Consider the following 18,316-nt stretch of genomic DNA (forward strand, 5'->3'; position numbering starts at 1 on the left):
TGTATATGAATAGAATTAGTTTTTTAATAATTGCTGTATTGTTATGTGTCTCACAACTGCATGCTCAAAATCCATGGATAGTTGAAGCTGATAATATACAGCCGGATAATTATTATGGAGTTACTGTGGCCAATGGCATGCTTGGATTAGTATCTTCTCCACAGCCTTTAAAGGTTTCAAGTGTTATACTAGCAGGTAGTTATGATATCTATGGGCGTGGAAGAGTCAGTAACTTTCTGAATGGATTCAACATGCTTAATATGCAATTGTCTATAAATGGAAATAGTGTAAATAGCAATAATATAACTCAGTTTAAACAAGTACTGGACATGAAGCAGGGTATTCAGACTTCTTCTTTTATGTTCAAAGATGAAGCAAAAGTTGAATATTCATATCTGGCTATAAGACAACTTCCTTTTTCGGCTATGCTGGATGTTACGATTACTCCATTGAAAGATATTACTATTACTGCTGCTAATATACTTGAAACACCAGAGGCTTTTCGGGATTCGAAGAATTTCTATAATCAGATTAATCGCAAACATGTAAGTATAGCCTTGCTTACATCTTCAGCCTATAGTCCTACAGGGAAGTTGAATATATGTGCTTCATCGTCCTTTATTTTTCCGGAAAAAAGGGGAGAAGAACCACAAATAATTCATTCTACACCTAATTGTAACAATCATTCCATGAAGTTTACCAAAGAGCTTAAGGCTGGTGTAAAATATCATTTTTCACTAGTGGGTTCAACTATTACTTCGGCTTATCATCCGGATCCATTGAATGAAGTTGAACGACTTACAATCTTTGCTCGCCTGGAAGGTAATGACCGATTGTTGAATAAGCATCGGGAAGCGTGGAATAAACTTTGGGAAAGTGATATTGTAATTGAGGGAGATCCGGTAGCTCAACAGGATATTCACAATATGATGTATCATCTCTATTCTTTTGTTAGAGAGGGATCGGCTCTTTCTATTTCTCCGATGGGATTGTCGGGTTTAGGATATAACGGACATATTTTCTGGGATGCAGATACATGGATGTTTCCTGCTTTGTTATTACTTCATCCGGAAATGGCCCGTTCTTTTGTTGATTATCGTTTTTATAGACTGGAGGCTGCTAAGAAGAATGCATTCGAGCACGGATTCCGTGGAGCTATGTATCCTTGGGAAAGTTCAGATTCCGGCTTTGAAGAGACTCCGGTCTGGGCTCTTTCCGGAACATTTGAACATCATATTTCCGGATGTGTGGCTTTGGCTGCATGGAATTACTATTTGGTAACAAAGGATAAAGAATGGCTAAAAGAAAAGGGATTCCCAATTATCAGAGCTACAGCAGATTTTTGGCTGGATCGTGTAGAGAAGAACGAGCAGGGCAAATATGAAATCCGTAATGTTGTAGCAGCAGATGAATGGGCCGAAAATGTGGATAATGATGCATTTACCAATGGAGTGGCGCAGATAAATCTTGAAGTAGCTGCTAATGCAGCTGGTATTCTCCAGGAAAAAGTCAAGAGTCAGTGGCTGGAAGTCGCAAAAAATCTTGTTATTCATAAGTTTGACAACGGAGTAACAAAAGAACATAAGACTTACAATGGAGAAGGTATAAAACAGGCAGACGTGAACTTACTTGCTTATCCGTTGGGAATTATTCAGTCACCTCCACAAATTAAAAAGGATTTAGAATACTATGAAGTGCGTGTACCGGAAAAGGATACTCCGGCTATGACGCAGGCTATTTTCTCTCTTCTTTATGCAAGATTGGGTAATAAAGAGAAGGCTTATCACTTCTTTAAGGATGCTTATGTTCCAAATCTGAATCCTCCTTTCCGTGTAATAGCTGAAACAAAAGGAGGAACTAATCCTTATTTCATTACTGGAGCAGGAGGAATTCTGCAAACAGTTATGATGGGATTTGGCGGTTTAGAGATTACTCCTGCAGGTATTGTTCAGAAGAAAGGTTCATTGCCTGGCCATTGGAAGTCATTAACAATGAAAGGTATTGGATTGGAGAAAAAGACTTTTGTTGTGAAATAATATAATGCCTGATTAGATAGCAATTTTATTCGCCAATGGATTTTATTTATTCCTCAATGGACAGAGAACTATTGCTCAATAAATAAAATCCATTCACCAATGAATATGATGGTAAAAACGTTTAGGTAAGATTGGCGCTTGAATCAGCTATTTAAATAGCTATGTAGTAGTATAAAGATTGCAGTTAGAAGTTCTTTTCTTAATTTCTGGATAGAGCGATGAATTAGATTACGTGCTGACTGATAATTCATATTTAACATAGCAGCGATGTCTTCAATAGATATTTCCCGGATATACCTAAGGTAAATAGCTTCCCGTTGTCGTGAGGTCAAGGTCTTCATGGCGCGGGAAAGCTCTTTTTTCTGATCTTCCGAAAAGATCTCTTCAGGATCATCATCATCTTCTGTTGAAGCTATTTCTATTTCGAAAAGTAAATCATCGTTATCGGCATCTAAAGAAATAAGTGTTCGAGATTCTAATTTTGAAATTAGCCTGTTTCTCAAAGCCTTGAAGAGATAGAACTTAACATGCTCCGTTTCACTAAGATTCTCTTTGTTATTGTATAGCTTTATAAATAGTTCCTGAATAGCATCTTTTACAATTTCCCTGTCATTTACTATTTTATAGCCGTATGAAAATAGAACATCCGCATACATATAGTACAGAGTAGAAAATGCTTTCTCGTTTCCAGATAAAAAAGATTTCCAGATATCACTTTCTGAATTGTATATATGCATTTGATTTGTTATTCTTAGGTCAATTATTCGCAATATTAACTATTATAAATGATAAATACAAGAATATTTTTTTATACCTGAAAAATAGAAGATAGAACGATTGCAAAAAATAGGAAAATATAAAAAGTTCGGGAATTGTGAATATAAAACTCACAATTCCCGAACTAATATTTAATCCAGCTGAGAGACTGGGATAATTATTACAAAGGTAATGTCAGATTACAATTCTTCGATTTCTTTAAGCCATAAAGCCGAACTTGCATCACTTGGCATACGCCAGTCACCACGAGGACTGATAGATATACTTCCTACTTTAGGACCATCAGGCAAGCACGAACGTTTGAACTGCTGGTTAAAGAAGCGGCGGAAGAAAGTGTGTAGCCATTTCTTGATGGTTTCTTTATCATACGATCCTGCAAAAGCAATGTTTGCCAGATAGTATATTTTAGCTGGACGGAAGCCAAAACGCATCGTGTAATAAAGGAAGAAGTCGTGAAGCTCGTATGGACCTACTAAATCTTCTGTTTTTTGCAGGATATTTCCATCCTCGTCTGCAGGTATAAGTTCCGGGCTAATAGGAGTGGCTACAATATCTGTCAGGATTATAGCAGCATCTTCTTCAACTTCATTTTGGCTTACCCAGTCAACCAAATGTTTAACCAGCGTTTTGGGTATACTAACATTAACGCCATACATGGACATGTGATCTCCGTTATAGGTAGCCCATCCCAAAGCAAGCTCTGAAAGGTCGCCGGTACCAATAACCATACCGCCTGTTTGGTTTGCTACATCCATAAGGATTTGTGTACGTTCTCTGGCTTGAGAATTTTCATAAGTAACATCGTGCACGTTTATATCATGGTCAATGTCTTTGAAATGTTGAATACACGCAGCCTTTATATCTATTTCGCGAATACTAACTCCTAATTCTTTCATCAGGTTGATAGCATTGTTATAAGTACGGTCGGTTGTTCCGAATCCAGGCATGGTAATTCCCAAGATACCTTTACGTGAAAGTCCCAGTTTATCAAAAGTCTTTACGCATACAAGTAAGGCTAGTGTGGAATCCAATCCTCCGGAAATACCTAAAACTGCTGTTTTTGAATGTGTGTGAACAATGCGTTTAGCCAGACCGGAAACCTGTATCTCAAAGATCTCTTCGCATCTTTCATTAAGAGTTCTGCCAGTAGGTACAAAAGGAAGAGGATCTATTTTACGACTAAGACTTAAAGGTCGGCTGTTTGTTAGTTCGGTAGTAACATGAATAGCTTCTGCATCCTTATAATCACCACTATTTGCAGAGAAGGTTGTGTTAATACGTCTTTCTGTGCGTAAACGTTCCACATCTATTTCTGAAATAACCATTTGTTCTTCCAGGCTGAATCGCTTGGATTCTGCAAGTAGAGTACCGTTTTCATATATTAATCCGTTTCCGGCAAATACTACATCAGTCGTTGATTCTCCGAATCCGCAGGAAGAGAATATATATGCGGCAATGCAGCGCGCAGACTGCTGACTGATAAGTGATCGAACATAATTATGTTTGGCAATACCTTCATTATCGGCAGAAAGATTAATAAGAATCTCTGCACCCTTTAATGCCAGTTTAGAACTGGGAGGAATTACAGACCACAGGTCTTCACATATCTCTACACCGAAACAACAATCTGGAGTATCGAATAGTAAGTTTGAACTAACAGGTACCAACTGACCACAGAGGCGCACTGTTTTGTCAATTACATCTCTGGCCGAAGTGAACCAACGTTGTTCGTAAAATTCTTTATAGTTGGGTAAGTAAGTTTTTGGAACCACACCAAGAATCTTTCCTCCTTGAAATACAACTGCAGCATTTATAAGGATTGTATTGGTTATTACCGGCATTCCTACTATACAAATAATATCAAGTTGGCGGGTATTATTCATTACTTGTACCAATCCCATTTCTGCTTTTTCTAACAGAAGTTGCTGTGCAAACAGGTCGGCACACGTATATCCGGTGATACATAGTTCCGGGAAAGCAATAATCTGAACGCCTTTTTCATCGGCCTCATTTATCATTTTCTCAATTTGTTCAGCATTATACTGGCAATCGGCTACTTTTACCGGTGGCACTGCTGCGGCCACTTTAACAAATCCGTAGTTCATTTTTTCCTTTATTAATCTGAATTGATAGTACAAAAGTAGTGAATAAAAAGATAATCCGGTTAAATAAACAACTTAATTTATTTAACCGGATTATTCAATCCTATTTTAAGGAAAAGTGGACTTGTGATTAGTATTTTACCCCATCAACAGTAATTCTATTGTATTCTATCATCTCTGCATCATCGGTAACAAACAATGGTCTTCCGTCTGGTTTATCGTAGTGGAAATCAATATTGTTGAATGTTACATTCTTTGCATGACGGATGTAGAATCCCTTGGCTGGTATTGTTCCAAACATTAACGGATCCGGATAAACTTTTATCTGTTCGGGAGGAACAATCTTTCCATCTTCTGCAGTAAATCCACCCTTATGGTAGATATGTATGTCACTCAGCGTAACATCTTCTATAATACTTCCTGGAATTCCACTTATGATGGATGAATACTGAGAATCTGCATTGTATACATTAATATTGCTGATACGTACTCTTTTCATACTTCCTTTAGGTGTTCCTTCCGGACTTCTCATTCGTCCTCCAAGACGAAGAAATATTGGAGAATTAACAATATCCCGCATAGTGATATTACTAACAACAATATCTTCCAGATGACCTCCATCAACTGTTTCTATAGCCAAACCTCTGCAACGGTCGAATACGCAGTTGGCTATTGCGATGTTCTTAAATCCGCCACTTGACTCTGTGCCGAGCTTTATTCTTCCACAAACATAAGCATGATCGGGGGCTTGTGGCTCATATCTTTCGTAGGTAGCGTTCATAGCTGTTCCCTGATCAAAGCCGGAAACCAGACAACCGGTAATGGTTACGTTTTCTGTATCTCTGAAGTATCCTAAAGCATAAGAAGCTTTCAATACAATTGCATCATCCCATGGAGAGTTTACAGTGCAATCTGTAATACGTACGTTTTTGCAACAATCAATATCGAATCCATCTCGGTTGGTATCTACTTTCAGGTTTAGTACACTAAGATTATCTACGCCGGTAGCAAGCAGGGCAAAGTGTCCGCAATGCAACATAGAAATATCTTTGATAATTACATTCCTGCAGTTTTTCAGACTGATGGCTTTATTTCCGGCACCAGGCAGGCGGCTTTCTTCACGAGACAATCCTTTACCGTAAATAAGTCCCGAACCGCAAATGGTAATATCTTCCAATCCGATGCCCCACATAAGAGAATTTTTCCAATGACTGTGGCCGAAATCCTGATATTTGTAGAATTCATTTGGCTCAGCGACATCATATCCCTGATCTTTAGTTGGAAAAGCTGCTACGATACGAGCCCCTGATTCCAGAAAAATAGTGATATGACTTTTTAAACGGATAGAATAACAGGCATATTCGCCCGAAGGTATATATACCGTTCCTCCTCCTTCATTAGAAGCATTCTCTATAGCTTGGTTGATGGAAGGAGAATCAATTGTTTTTCCGTCTGCTTTAGCACCGAAATCTTTTACATTGTAAATCTTAGCTTGAAGCTGGAAGGATCCTGCTATCATAAAGAGTGCGAACAGGAAATATATTTTAATCTGTTTCATAGCTTAAATTCTTTTTTAAAGAGTTCGGGTATAATAAAGCTGTTGTAATCGGCCTTTGCATTCTGAAGATAAAAACAGAAATAGAGTTTACCGTTTATCAGTTTGCTGGTGCCAGTTAGGGCAGGAGCATCTGTTTTCTTACCAGATTCATGAAATACAAGTGGGGAAGTCTGCTTATGTGCATCAGATAGTCTGATATCAGAGTTTTCAGGAACAACAGCCTGAACAACTTTCAGATTAAGACTTTCATCGTAATAAACGGTGAATGCACTACCTTCTACACTAAATACATTGTCTTTACAATATTCAGGTTTTAGATCACTTTCTGCTTTATTGGGAAGCACCTTTGCATAACAACCTCCAAAACTCCAGAATAAATCTATACCATCTGGTAAATTTAGTCCTTCAACTTCCATAACGAATCCGTCGCTATCTGTTAGTTTGGCAACACGGACAATTACTTTTCCATCTTTCAATAGATTATCTTCCAAAGTGTAAATCAGCTTGTTTTCCTCTTTTTTTAGCTTCACACTTTTTAGTTCGTTACCCCAAAGACTTTTCTGACCAGCAATGAGTCCTAGTTTGAAGTTTCCCGCCATTTGCGGAAAATGAAAAGAAAATTCAGGAGTTTTACATGCCAGTATCCGAGGTGCTGTTTGTGTACCGCTCAGTACATAAGAAAACTTACTCTCTCCACCGGCATAAGCGTGAATGCCAGCAAAGAGAGTAAGCAATACAAAAAATACTTTTTTAAGTTTACTCATATTGAATATTACTCTTAAGGTTTATATTCTCTTTAAGTTCTATTTTACTTTTATCTGCAACTTTTAAACGTATATTTCGCAAATTGAAATTATTAGTAAAAGTTATTTTTCCAGCATTGCCAACATCAGCTTTGATATTGTTAAGGTAAAAGTTTTCTAGCCTCAATTTTTTATTCCATCCAATTGCTGTGATAAATTGTTTTGAGTTCTTAGCTTTTACATTCCAAAAATAGACATTTTTAAAATGTGGATAACCTTTTTCAGCAGGAACTACTTGAGTAAGCATTGTTTTCCAATGCTCGGGAATCTCTTTCCCTACATATTTTTCTGGTAAGGTAGAATAGCTATAGCTCGGATTCCAGTTTAAATCGACTGCTAAGACACTACCTACACTGTCAGCTTTAACATCTGTCATATAAATATTCTCTACAGTACCGCCTCTGTTCATTGCCGATTTAATACGAAGAGCAGATGTAGTTCCGCATGCGTTCATATTATAAGCTAGAATATTTCTTATAGAGCCTGAGGTTTCACTTCCACAAGTAATTAATCCAGCTCCTTTACGGGTAGTGCAGTTACGAACTACTATATATTCAGTAGGACGATTTACACGTAATCCATCAGCATCTCTTCCCGATTTGAGACAAATATTGTCATCGTTACAGTCAATATCGCAATTCTCAATCAGAATCCTTTTAGAAGAATCAATATCAAGGCCATCGGTACTTGGTCCGTGTCCACCAATATTATTGTTTACATTTACACCATTGATGGTACAGTATGAAGAATACAATACCTGAACAGCCCAGAATCCGGTTCTCATTATATGAATATCCTTCAGAGTGATATCCGAACTATTTGAAATCAAAATACCTCTTACCCGTTTGCAGTCGTAATCTACAATCCAGCGGAGTCCTTCTTTTTCGTATTCCTTGCGCATCTCCCAATATTTATCCCAGAACACCTTTCCTTGACAATCTAGTCTGCCTTCCCCTGAAATAGCCGCATTTTTTTGGTCGGTTACATTAATAACAGCCGATGGCCATACCATTTCTATGCCGGCAACTCGTGTCTTGAACTCAGGATAATCATTAATGTTTGTACTAGCCATTAAAGTAACCCCTTTTCCGATGCAGAAATTAACTCCTTTTTTTATAAATAGAGCTCCCGTCAGATAGTTTCCTGGTTCAAAGGTTACAGTTCCTCCGCCAGCCAGACTGCATGCATCAATGGCATTTTGTATTTGCTTGGTACACATTGTCTTTCCATCGTTTATAGCCTGGTAATCTTTTACATTAAAAGTTTTACCAGCCGGGAATGTTTTTGCTCCTACATCTAAAGCCCAAGAAAGCTTATGTTTCACTTTTTCCCCAGTCCAGTTAATGGAAGGAATTGTTTTATTTTGAGCTACACATCCGGTTGTTAAAATTGTGAATAGATATATAAGTAAGCTTTTTTTCATATTTTATTTCGTTGTTATATTTTAGTTTCCGTCTGGTTTCTCAACTTCAGTAAAGGGGCTTTGGTTCCAGTGAAAAGAGGCAAGGCTATCCGGCTGTTTTGGATTAAATGGCTTGTAATCTTTTCTTAGATACTTTACGATATCCAATTTGTTGGCTTTCATTCCTTCGATAATGCATTTGGATATTTCGTATGCCCCGTAAGGATTAAAGTGTGTGTTGTCTGCTAAAGGCTGTGTTTGTCCTGGGTAAGTGTTTGCCGGATAATGTACAAATGCATTTTTAGATGGCTCTATTCCCCATGTTTCATAAAGTGTTCGTGTTGTGGCGTTGAGATCAATTAATGGTATATTTTCTTCAATAGCTAATTTTTTCATTGCATTTGGATATTCTCCATGAGTATCCATGATTTTACCTTCTTCATTAAAGCTTCTTCGTTGAGTAGGAGTAACCAGAACTGGATGTGCTCCTCTTACTTTTGCTTCCTGTATGAATGTGCGAAGACTTGATGTGAATGAAAGGTATGGACCTTTACCCGGACCTTTTTGCTTCTGATCGTTGTGACCAAATTCCATAAATATATAGTCACCTGCTTTCATTTGTGTAAGTGCTTTGGCTAATCTTCCAGCAGAGATAAATGTATTGGCCGATTCGCCAGATTCTGCATAATTAGCAAAGCATACATGTTTGTCAAAGAACCGTGGAATCATTTGCCCCCAGCTAGCCCAAGGTTCATTGTCCTGATCTACTACGGTAGAGTTTCCACAAAGGAATATTGTTGGAACGTTATTTACTTTTTCAATAGTAAGTGTCTCTAAAAGAGGTGCATCACCATTAAATTCCAAAGTTAGTTTATCATCCCAGTTAAGTTTCTTCTTCTCTCGCGCTTTAATCTGTACAAATTCGTTCTCGCTTATTTTAGTATTGCGCTTATTGATAATAAAAGTTTCTTCAATACTTTCGCCTTTTTTTGTGGGAAGATTCTCAATAAAAAGACGGCGTGATTCTCCTCTTACGGTTGTTATTCCGGCTTTATTTGCAGAACCTATTTTAACGGTTACTTTATAGTTTCCATCAGGAACCTGAACCGAAAAATAGAACGGTTTATTTTCTCCTGCAGAAGAAGGTTGCAAATCATACCCATAACCTTTTTCAGCAGAAAATCTATCCTTAGAAGTGATAGCGGTATACCCTTTTAAGGTTTTTCCTTGTTCAAAGTCAAACTTATATTCTACCTTTTGTGCTGCACAAAAAGTGCTTATTAGCAAAGTGGTAGCTAGTAACTTAAGTTTCATGTTATTTTTTATTAATCTATTATAATTATAGTCCTTTATCTCCTTTTTTCGGTTTTAGCTCATCCGGTGAATCCTTGGAATATGTATCTACCTTCTTTGCTACTTTTGTGTACAGATCTTTAATGGTTTCAAGTGAAACTTCGGTTTGTGGACGGAAGTTGTCCGAATTCATATAATCCAGAATAGCTTTATTCATCTGACGAGCAACAATTCTTTTGTCCAGATTGGAAGTAATATCCATACTTGTCATCATAAGCTTTCCGTTCAAAACTTTGGCTTCGAAAAGCATACCAATTTTGCGACTTATAAACCAAGTGTCTATGCTTTGTACCAATGGTTGGAAATCTGCAGGGAAATCAGTGAACAGCATAACTTGTGCTCTGTTAAGAAGTTCCCACCATTGCAGATTACTGTGACAATCGGTAGGGAAGTTTTTGAAAAGAGGATGATAATTGTTCACGAATATACCTGTTGTATGAGGAGGACGCATTTTAAACCATGATGTGTTCCAGAATACAGGAGTGAAATATTGCTGTACATCTTTTCCGTATGATATTTTTCCGGCAGCTGTAAGTAATACGTTTCCACCCTTTTTCAATATCTCAGTAGCTTTTGCATCAACCGTGTCGGTTACATAAACCGATCCTTTATCAATAGTAACCGTTTCAGGATATACCCAGAAGTTCCAGTCGTTCATAGCTTCGGTTCCTTCAATAGAAACTTCTAAGTTCAGTTTCTGAGCTTTTTCAATAGAATTTAGAGGGAAATTTACAGAACCAAGAGTGAAGCAGTTACCTACCGGAATGTCTTTAGTGCTAAGCAAACCTTTTGCAAGGACTTTTCCCCATTTATCTGTAATTTTATAGATTGTATTGGCATTTTTTATTGCTGTCTTTCCAAAATGAGCAACTTCTATATTTGCCTGGAATGTTTCGTTATTCTTGTATACAAACTTTTCAATTCTTGCAAGAGGTACAGTTGGGCTGCAGAAACGACGGAATTCAGGAGCATTAATATAGCCTTTTTCTTCAAAGAATACATTTAATAAACCAACTAATGCAGTTCCCTGACCCGAATAATCGTTCAGAGCTAATAATTGGAATCCGGCATAATTAGGTGTGCGGAGAGTCTTTTCTATTTCGTTTTTGTAGCATAAAGCCTGTAGTTTTCCTGATGCCATCATAAATTCATGTCCCAGATCTCCCATTTTACCATCTTCCAGCAAATCTTTGAATATTTCAAAGTTTTTAGCTTTATTTACTCCGGTATATTTCTTTATTTCGTTAAAATCGGGGAAAGCACACCATTGTCCGGTTTCATGAGATACATAAGGTTGAGAAACAGTGTCAATCATAGCACGATAGTCGGACATCGACTCCGGCATTGAGCTTGCCCAGTCCAGCCCACGTGCACCTGCTTTTACATGATATTGATTCTTTGGTTGCCATTGCCAGCTACCACCAACAGAAGCTCCCGTGTATACTCTTCGTGGATCGTTTTCTTTCCAGTAATCAACAAATTTGCTTACCCATGCTACCCAGCGTCCGGCAGGTTCATTACCACATGCAAGCATACAGAAAGATGCATAATTACCATATTCCTTAGCCATGCGGATTGTTTCATCCATCAAATAATTATCAATAGGTTGTCCCATTCCAAGTTTCGGACCATGGTTAGGCCAGCTTGGTCCTTCCGGTTGAATGTAGAATCCAACTAAGTCGGCAGCTTCAAATGCAGCCTTTGGAGGACAAAAAGAGTGAAAACGCATGTGATTTAATCCATAATTCTTGCAAATACGAAATACTCTTTCCCAGTCTTCAACTTGCATAGGAGCATATCCAGTTAGAGGGAAATCGCAGTTTTCAACAGTTCCGCGAAGCATTGTTTTATTGCCGTTTACATAGAAGTATTTTCCTTTGATTGTAAATTCACGCATACCAAACTGAACTTCCTTTTCATCGCTATTTTTACCGCATTCAATTTTGGCTTTCAATTTGTATAAAGCAGGATCAAATTCATCCCAGGTAAGCATTTTATCACCCATTGGAAGCTCCATTTCTAAAGAAAGTGTATTGTTTTTAATCACAATATCTTTTGATATGGGTAGAAGCGTATGACTCTTTTCTGTATTAAAGCTTTGAGCTGATAGTGTTACTTTTGCCGATACATTTTTTAGCTTATCTGATTTAAGCAGAATCTTAACCACGGCTTTTTTATTTGCAACATCAGGATATACCTGAATATCATCAAAATGAATGATTGAGCCGGCTGTGAGATTCATTTTGCCAACAATGCCATTCCAGTTACCTTGAGTTTGGTCGGTTACACTGTGTGAATCCGGTCCAACATTAATATCTTTCAAACGATTGTCTACCCTGATGGAAATTTTACATTTTCCCGGATGTATATAGCTGGTAAGATCGTATTCGTGAGGCACACAAAGACTATTTTGCATGCCAACCTGCTTGTCATTCACCCAAACTGTAGTTTCTATGTGAGGACGTTCAAGAAAGAGGACTACTCGTTTTCCTTTCCATGATGAAGGTATAGTAACTTCTTTCTGATACCATGCCACACCTATATAATGTTTATCCGGAGTAAGGAAAAAGGGTAGTTTAACCTTTCCATCTACTCTGTATTTTTCCATGTATGGATTATAGTAGTAAGAACTGTCGTAAAGACTGCCTGTCCATTTAGTTCGTACAGTTACATCATCTCCCTTTAATTTTTCAGGCATTGAACCTGGTAGGTTAATTTCTTCATTCAGTCGTTTTTTGAACCACTGTTCAACAACACCCGCATCTGTCCTGTCTATCTGGAAATTCCATTTTCCAGAAAGATCAATGCTATTCTGAGCAAAAATTACATGTGTGAATATTAAAGATAAAATGATTGATGAAATTATTTTTTTCATAATTTAATTGTATAGTTTACAAGTTGCTAAGATACAGGCATTCTAAATTTGTATAAATAGAAAGTAGTACATAAACCTAGAATTTCGTATAATCATGCTTTAATTTAAAGCCATTTGTACAATTTTACATCTGTTTTGCCTTTCTTTCTATGAGATTCTTATATATCTCCTTTTTCCTTTCATTTTAATAAGTGTATATTTGTACACTTATTAATTCTTACGTCTAATTTTATTGTTTTATGAAAAAATTATTCGCTTTTTCTTTTCTGTTTTTATTTGCCGTAACATTTCTTCATGCAAAGGGGAAAATATATCTATTTTCATATTTTACAGGCAATAGTGAAGATGGACTTCATTTGGCTTATAGTAATGATGGATTAACATGGAACGCTCTGAAAAATGGAAAGTCATTTTTATCGGCTACAGTTGGCAAAGATAAATTAATGAGAGATCCAAGCATTTGTCAAGCACCCGACGGAACTTTTCACATGGTGTGGACTTCAAGTTGGACAGATCGTATTATTGGTTATGCCTCTTCAAAAGATTTGATACACTGGTCGGAGCAAAAAGCTATTCCGGTAATGATGCACGAACCTACTGCACACAATTGCTGGGCTCCGGAACTATTTTATGATGAACCTTCAAAAACTTATTATATATTCTGGGCTACTACCATTCCAGGCAGGCATAAAGAAGTGCAGACCAGTGCAAGTGAAAAAGGATTGAATCACCGCATTTACTATGTTACAACCAAAGATTTTGAAACATTTTCGGAAACAAAGATGTTCTTTGATCCTGATTTTAGTGTGATTGACGCTGCTATTGTAAAGGATAAGAATAAAGAACTGATAATGGTTGTTAAGAATGAAAATTCCAATCCTCCCGAAAAGAATCTTCGTATAACTAAAACAAAAAATATTCAGGATGGATTTCCTGTTGAAGTATCGGCTCCAATTACCGGTGATTATTGGGCAGAAGGACCTTCTCCACTATTGGTAGGCGATTATTTATATGTTTACTTTGATAAATATCGCAATCATAAATATGGTGCAGTACGTACAAAAGATCGTATTCATTGGGAAGATGTGTCTGATGAAGTTACATTCCCAAAAGGAACTCGTCACGGAACTGCATTTCCGGTTAAGAAATCGGTATTAAAAAAGCTCCTTAAAGAAAATTGAATTAAATAATAATACTATGAAAAGATTTTGTTTACTTTCATTCTGTTTGTTTGCGAGCATTCTTTTCTCGTTTTCACAGAATAAAAAAGCATGGTTTTCAGACAAAGATCTGATTCAGACAGGAGTTTATTATTATCCCGAACATTGGAACGAAAGTCAGTGGGAGAAGGATTTTAAGCAAATGCACGATCTGGGCTTTGAGTTTACTCATTTTGCCGAATTTGCCTGGGCGCAACTGGAACCCGAAGAAGGAAAATACGATTTTGCTTGGCTTGACAGAGCTGTTGCTTTGGCCGCCAAGTATAAGCTTAAAGTTGTAATGTGTACTTCTACAGCAACTCCTCCGGTATGGCTCAGTAGAAAATATCCGGAAATTCTTCTCAAACAGGAAGATGGTACGGTTCTTGATCATGGTTCCCGTCAGCATGCATCTTTTGCATCTCCACTTTACAGGGAACTCTCTTTCAAGATGATTGAGAAACTTGCTCAGCATTATGGTAACGATTTGCGCATTGTAGGTTGGCAGTTGGATAATGAACCTGCTGTTCAGTTCGACTTTAATCCAAAGGCTGAACTGAGATACCGAGATTTCCTGCGTAAAAAGTATAATAATGATATCAAAGCATTGAATGATGCCTGGGGAACAGCGTTCTGGAGTGAACAATATAGTTCATTTGATGAAATTACGCTTCCTAAAATGCGTCAGATGTTTATGAATCATCACCAGATTCTCGATTATTGCCGTTTTGCTGCAGAACAAACAAACTCATTCCTGAACGAACAATGTTTGCTGATTAAGAAATACGCTAAGAATCAGTGGGTAACTACTAATTATATTCCTAATTACGAAGAGGGACATATTGGTGGAAGTAAGGATCTCGATTTTGTATCATATACCCGTTACATGGTTTATGGAGACAATGAAGGCATAGGCAGAAGAGGATACCGTGTGGGAAATCCCCTACGTATAGCTTATGCAAATGATTTTTTCCGTCCGGTAAACGGAACATACGGTGTGATGGAACTTCAGCCTGGCCAGGTAAACTGGGGAGGAATTAATCCTCAGCCACTTCCCGGTGCAGTCCGACTCTGGTTATGGAGCGTATTTGCTGGAGGTAGTGATTTTGTTTGCACTTACCGTTATCGTCAACCTTTGTATGGAACGGAGCAATATCACTACGGAATAGTTGGAACAGACGGAATAACTGTAACTCCTGGTGGAAAAGAGTACCAGCAGTTTATGCAGGAAGTAAAGCAATTGCGTAAAGAGTATTCTCCACGGGAAAATAAGCCAAAAGAGTATATCGCACGTAAGACTGCTATTCTTTACAATTATGATAATTCATGGAGCATAGAACGCCAGAAACAAAACCAGACCTGGAATACCATGGCACATGTAGAGAAATACTATCGCCAGCTGAAAGCCTTTGGTGCACCTGTTGATTTTATTACTGAAGATAAGGATTTCAGTGCATATCCGGTGATGATAGCTCCTGCATATCAGTTAGTTGATGATGCTTTGATTGCCCGCTGGACTGAATATGTAAAGAATGGTGGTAATCTGATACTTACTTGCCGCACCGGACATAAAGATCGTAGTGGAAGATTGTTTGAAGCACCATTCCGTTCTAAAATCGATAATTTAGCTGGCAATAAAATGGATTTTTATGATCTGCTTTTGCCACAAGATCCGGGAACTGTTGCGATGGACGGAAAAAGCTATCCTTGGAACACTTGGGGAGAAATGTTGATACCTGATAAAGGTACAGAAGTTTGGGCTAATTATACCGGCGAATTCTATGAGGGTAAACCTGCTGTAACTATGCGCCATCTGGGTAAAGGAACTGTAACTTACGTTGGTGTTGATTCAAAAGATGGTTCACTGGAGAAAGATGTACTCACAAAGCTTTATGCAGAGTTGAAGATTCCGGTAATGAATCTTCCTTATGGAGTGACCATGGAGTATAGAAACGGGTTGGGTATAGTGCTTAATTATTTCGATAGGCCTTATGAATTTCAGTTACCAAAAGGAAGTAAAGTCTTGATTGGTGAAACAACAATTCCTACTGCTGGTGTTTTAGTATTTAAATAGAGATACAATACATACTTGAAAAGAAGGGTGAATATCACTTATGTGATTTTCATCCTTTTTTAATTGTGTAATGCATGATTTAATATAGATCACTTTCCTACTGTAATATACAAAAAATATTTTCAACCCTCACTCCCTCAATTTTTTACACAATATTCTAAATAACAATCAATTAGAAGGTGATGGTAGCATTTTGAACCCTCATTAAACCATCACCAAAATGCATGAACCCTCACCTTTTTGAGCATAATCAGCAGATTTCAGACTTAATTTGTCTTGAGTAACAATTTCAGGTTGAGTTTTATTCTATTTGGATAAAAACTATTCGAAAAGGTGAGGGATGCCTCAAAAAGTGAGGGTCTGGTGAGGGTTCAAAACGTTACCCTCACTTTTTAATATACTATATTTAAATACATTACATGAAAGAATGATGGAGTGAGGGATGATTTTTATTTTTCTGTAAGATTGTACAAAACACAATGTAAAAACATCTCGCCTGCTTTTTCAGAAATGTAACCGGATGTTGAACAAACTCCCGCCGGCTTTTTTAAAAAGCTGGCGGGAGTTTAGGCCTTTATTGAGTTGAATTGACTTTTTCTGGATTGAGTTTACAGTTTCTATGGTTATTCCTTGAACTGATTTACAATATTTTTCTTATTCCTAAGCCGGCTTGGCATTAAATGTTTTATTTCAAAATTCGGTTTATATTATTTCAATGGGTAAAGTGGAATGGAAGTGTTGTTGTTGACCTTTCCATGAATAGGTTATTTATTCACCATTGATTTTTATTTATAGGACAATAAATATTGTTTATTGGCGAATGGATTTTTTTTATTCACCAATAAAAAAAAGAGGAAAAATCTCACGATTGTTCCTCTCTGTCATCTAATCTAAATAATCTAATAATCTAATAATCTAATAATTTAATAATCAATCACTGATTATTTCAACTTTAACACTAATGAATCTATTATTTAAGTTTGTAAACTTCAGTTCCTGCTAAAATAAAGCAACCTATACCATAATCTTCAAAATCGGGAGCGTGATCGTAGGTTACCGGTTGTCCATCTTTAGGTTCTTTACCTGTTCCCTGAACATAACCAAGGAAACCATTAGGATGAACAGCATCTTTAACCATTGCATTCCAGGCTTTTACTACTATAGGAAGATATTCGGCTCTATTCAGATAACCATTATTAATACCCCATGCCATTCCATAAACAAAGAGCGATGTTCCCGAAGTTTCTTTTCCTCCAAAGTTTGATGGATCGAGCAGACTAGCATTCCAAAATCCATCTTCGCGCTGACATTTCTTTAAAGCCTTACTCATCGCTAAAAAGTCGTTCATATAATCTTGTCGGTGAGTTTCGTTAGCCGGAATTTCATTCATTACACGCACCAACGCAGCATATACCCATCCATTACCTCTTGACCAGTAACAATTAGCTCCGTTAGGCTCTTTGTAAGGAGGAACAAAATCTTTATCTCTCCACCACAAGCCTTCTTTAGCATTATACAATCCGTTTACTCCATGTTTGTTGCGGCTATACGAATACATATCCCACATTTTATTGAAATATTTCTGTTCTTTATACGTATTGCCAAGCTTAGCTAAAATAGGCATGCCCATCTGAATGGCATCAATCCACGACCAGTCATCATTCTGTTGAGTATTAACCAGCATGTCCATTGTTATCTTTATATTTTTAATTTTCTCGGGAGAAGGGCAAATGTTATATAAATCAATATAAGTTTGTCCGCAGCACTGGTCATCAGCATTTCTGGTTGTGTTTCCATATCTTGGACTCCATTTGTGGAAAGATGCCCATGTATATGCATAATCGTAATAATCCTCGCGTGGGTATATTTTATGCAGTTCCATTAGTCCCTCATAATATACAGCACGTGTCCAAAGGTTGCTGGATCTTAATTTTCCAACATAAGTAGGAGTGGTGCAGTCTGCATATTTCTTCATGAAATAATCATTCACCAGCATTGTTGTTTTCAGAGTTTCTTTCTGATCAGGAACCGTTTGAGCAAATGCATTACCAAGATTCAAAGTAAAGAGTAGAAATAGAGCTACTATTTTTTTCTTTTTCATAAAAATGTATTTATCGTATTATTATTAACATTCTCA

10 protein-coding genes and 1 pseudogene are annotated in these 18,316 nt (G+C 37.2%); 3 read left to right on the plus strand and 8 right to left on the minus strand.

Annotation, left to right across the window (positions count from 1 at the left end; genetic code table 11):
- Window positions 1-5: 5 nt before the first annotated feature.
- Window positions 6-2,036: a kojibiose hydrolase gene (locus BUC21_RS02490; protein ID WP_073399191.1), complete on the plus strand. Its 2,031-nt coding sequence runs from the start codon at window positions 6-8 to the stop codon at window positions 2,034-2,036.
- A gap of 143 nt (window positions 2,037-2,179) precedes the next feature.
- On the opposite strand, the gene BUC21_RS02495 is transcribed toward BUC21_RS02490, so the two are convergent.
- The 7 genes from BUC21_RS02495 to BUC21_RS02525 form a co-directional block, all read right to left on the minus strand.
- On the minus strand, window positions 2,180-2,773 hold the full coding sequence (locus BUC21_RS02495; protein WP_073398944.1) for an RNA polymerase sigma factor: 594 nt from the start codon (window positions 2,771-2,773) through the stop codon (window positions 2,180-2,182).
- Between the two features lie 219 nt (window positions 2,774-2,992).
- Window positions 2,993-4,918: an NAD(+) synthase gene (locus BUC21_RS02500; RefSeq protein WP_073398945.1), complete on the minus strand. Its 1,926-nt coding sequence runs from the start codon at window positions 4,916-4,918 to the stop codon at window positions 2,993-2,995.
- Window positions 4,919-5,045: 127 nt separating this feature from the next.
- Window positions 5,046-6,473, minus strand: a complete 1,428-nt coding sequence (locus BUC21_RS02505) for a rhamnogalacturonidase (RefSeq protein ID WP_073398946.1) — start codon at window positions 6,471-6,473, stop codon at window positions 5,046-5,048.
- Window positions 6,470-7,237 (minus strand): DUF4450 domain-containing protein, encoded by a 768-nt coding sequence (locus BUC21_RS02510; RefSeq protein ID WP_083547565.1) that lies wholly within the window; start codon window positions 7,235-7,237, stop codon window positions 6,470-6,472. Before BUC21_RS02510 ends, BUC21_RS02505 begins: the two co-directional genes overlap by 4 nt.
- On the minus strand, window positions 7,230-8,699 hold the full coding sequence (locus BUC21_RS02515) for a glycoside hydrolase family 28 protein (RefSeq protein WP_073398947.1): 1,470 nt from the start codon (window positions 8,697-8,699) through the stop codon (window positions 7,230-7,232). Before BUC21_RS02515 ends, BUC21_RS02510 begins: the two co-directional genes overlap by 8 nt.
- A gap of 21 nt (window positions 8,700-8,720) precedes the next feature.
- Window positions 8,721-9,992, minus strand: a complete 1,272-nt coding sequence (locus BUC21_RS02520) for a rhamnogalacturonan acetylesterase (RefSeq protein WP_073398948.1) — start codon at window positions 9,990-9,992, stop codon at window positions 8,721-8,723.
- 25 nt (window positions 9,993-10,017) lie between these two features.
- Window positions 10,018-12,906, minus strand: a complete 2,889-nt coding sequence (locus tag BUC21_RS02525) for an exo-beta-1,4-galactosidase (RefSeq protein WP_073398949.1) — start codon at window positions 12,904-12,906, stop codon at window positions 10,018-10,020.
- 239 nt (window positions 12,907-13,145) lie between these two features.
- On the opposite strand from BUC21_RS02525, the pseudogene BUC21_RS02530 reads away from it, so the two are divergent.
- Together BUC21_RS02530 and BUC21_RS02535 are read left to right on the plus strand one after the other, a co-directional pair.
- Window positions 13,146-14,078, plus strand: a pseudogene (locus BUC21_RS02530) (glycoside hydrolase family 43 protein); the annotation flags it as partial.
- A gap of 25 nt (window positions 14,079-14,103) precedes the next feature.
- The gene (locus tag BUC21_RS02535; RefSeq protein WP_073398951.1) at window positions 14,104-16,179 is read left to right on the plus strand and encodes a beta-galactosidase; all 2,076 of its coding nucleotides are present in this window, start codon (window positions 14,104-14,106) and stop codon (window positions 16,177-16,179) included.
- A gap of 970 nt (window positions 16,180-17,149) precedes the next feature.
- Here the strand turns inward: BUC21_RS02535 and BUC21_RS02540 are convergent.
- Window positions 17,150-18,280: a glycoside hydrolase family 88/105 protein gene (locus BUC21_RS02540; RefSeq protein ID WP_073398952.1), complete on the minus strand. Its 1,131-nt coding sequence runs from the start codon at window positions 18,278-18,280 to the stop codon at window positions 17,150-17,152.
- Window positions 18,281-18,316 lie beyond the last annotated feature (36 nt).

The sequence above is a fragment of the Bacteroides luti genome (genome assembly GCF_900128905.1).
Classification (GTDB): Bacteria; Bacteroidota; Bacteroidia; order Bacteroidales; family Bacteroidaceae; genus Bacteroides; species Bacteroides luti.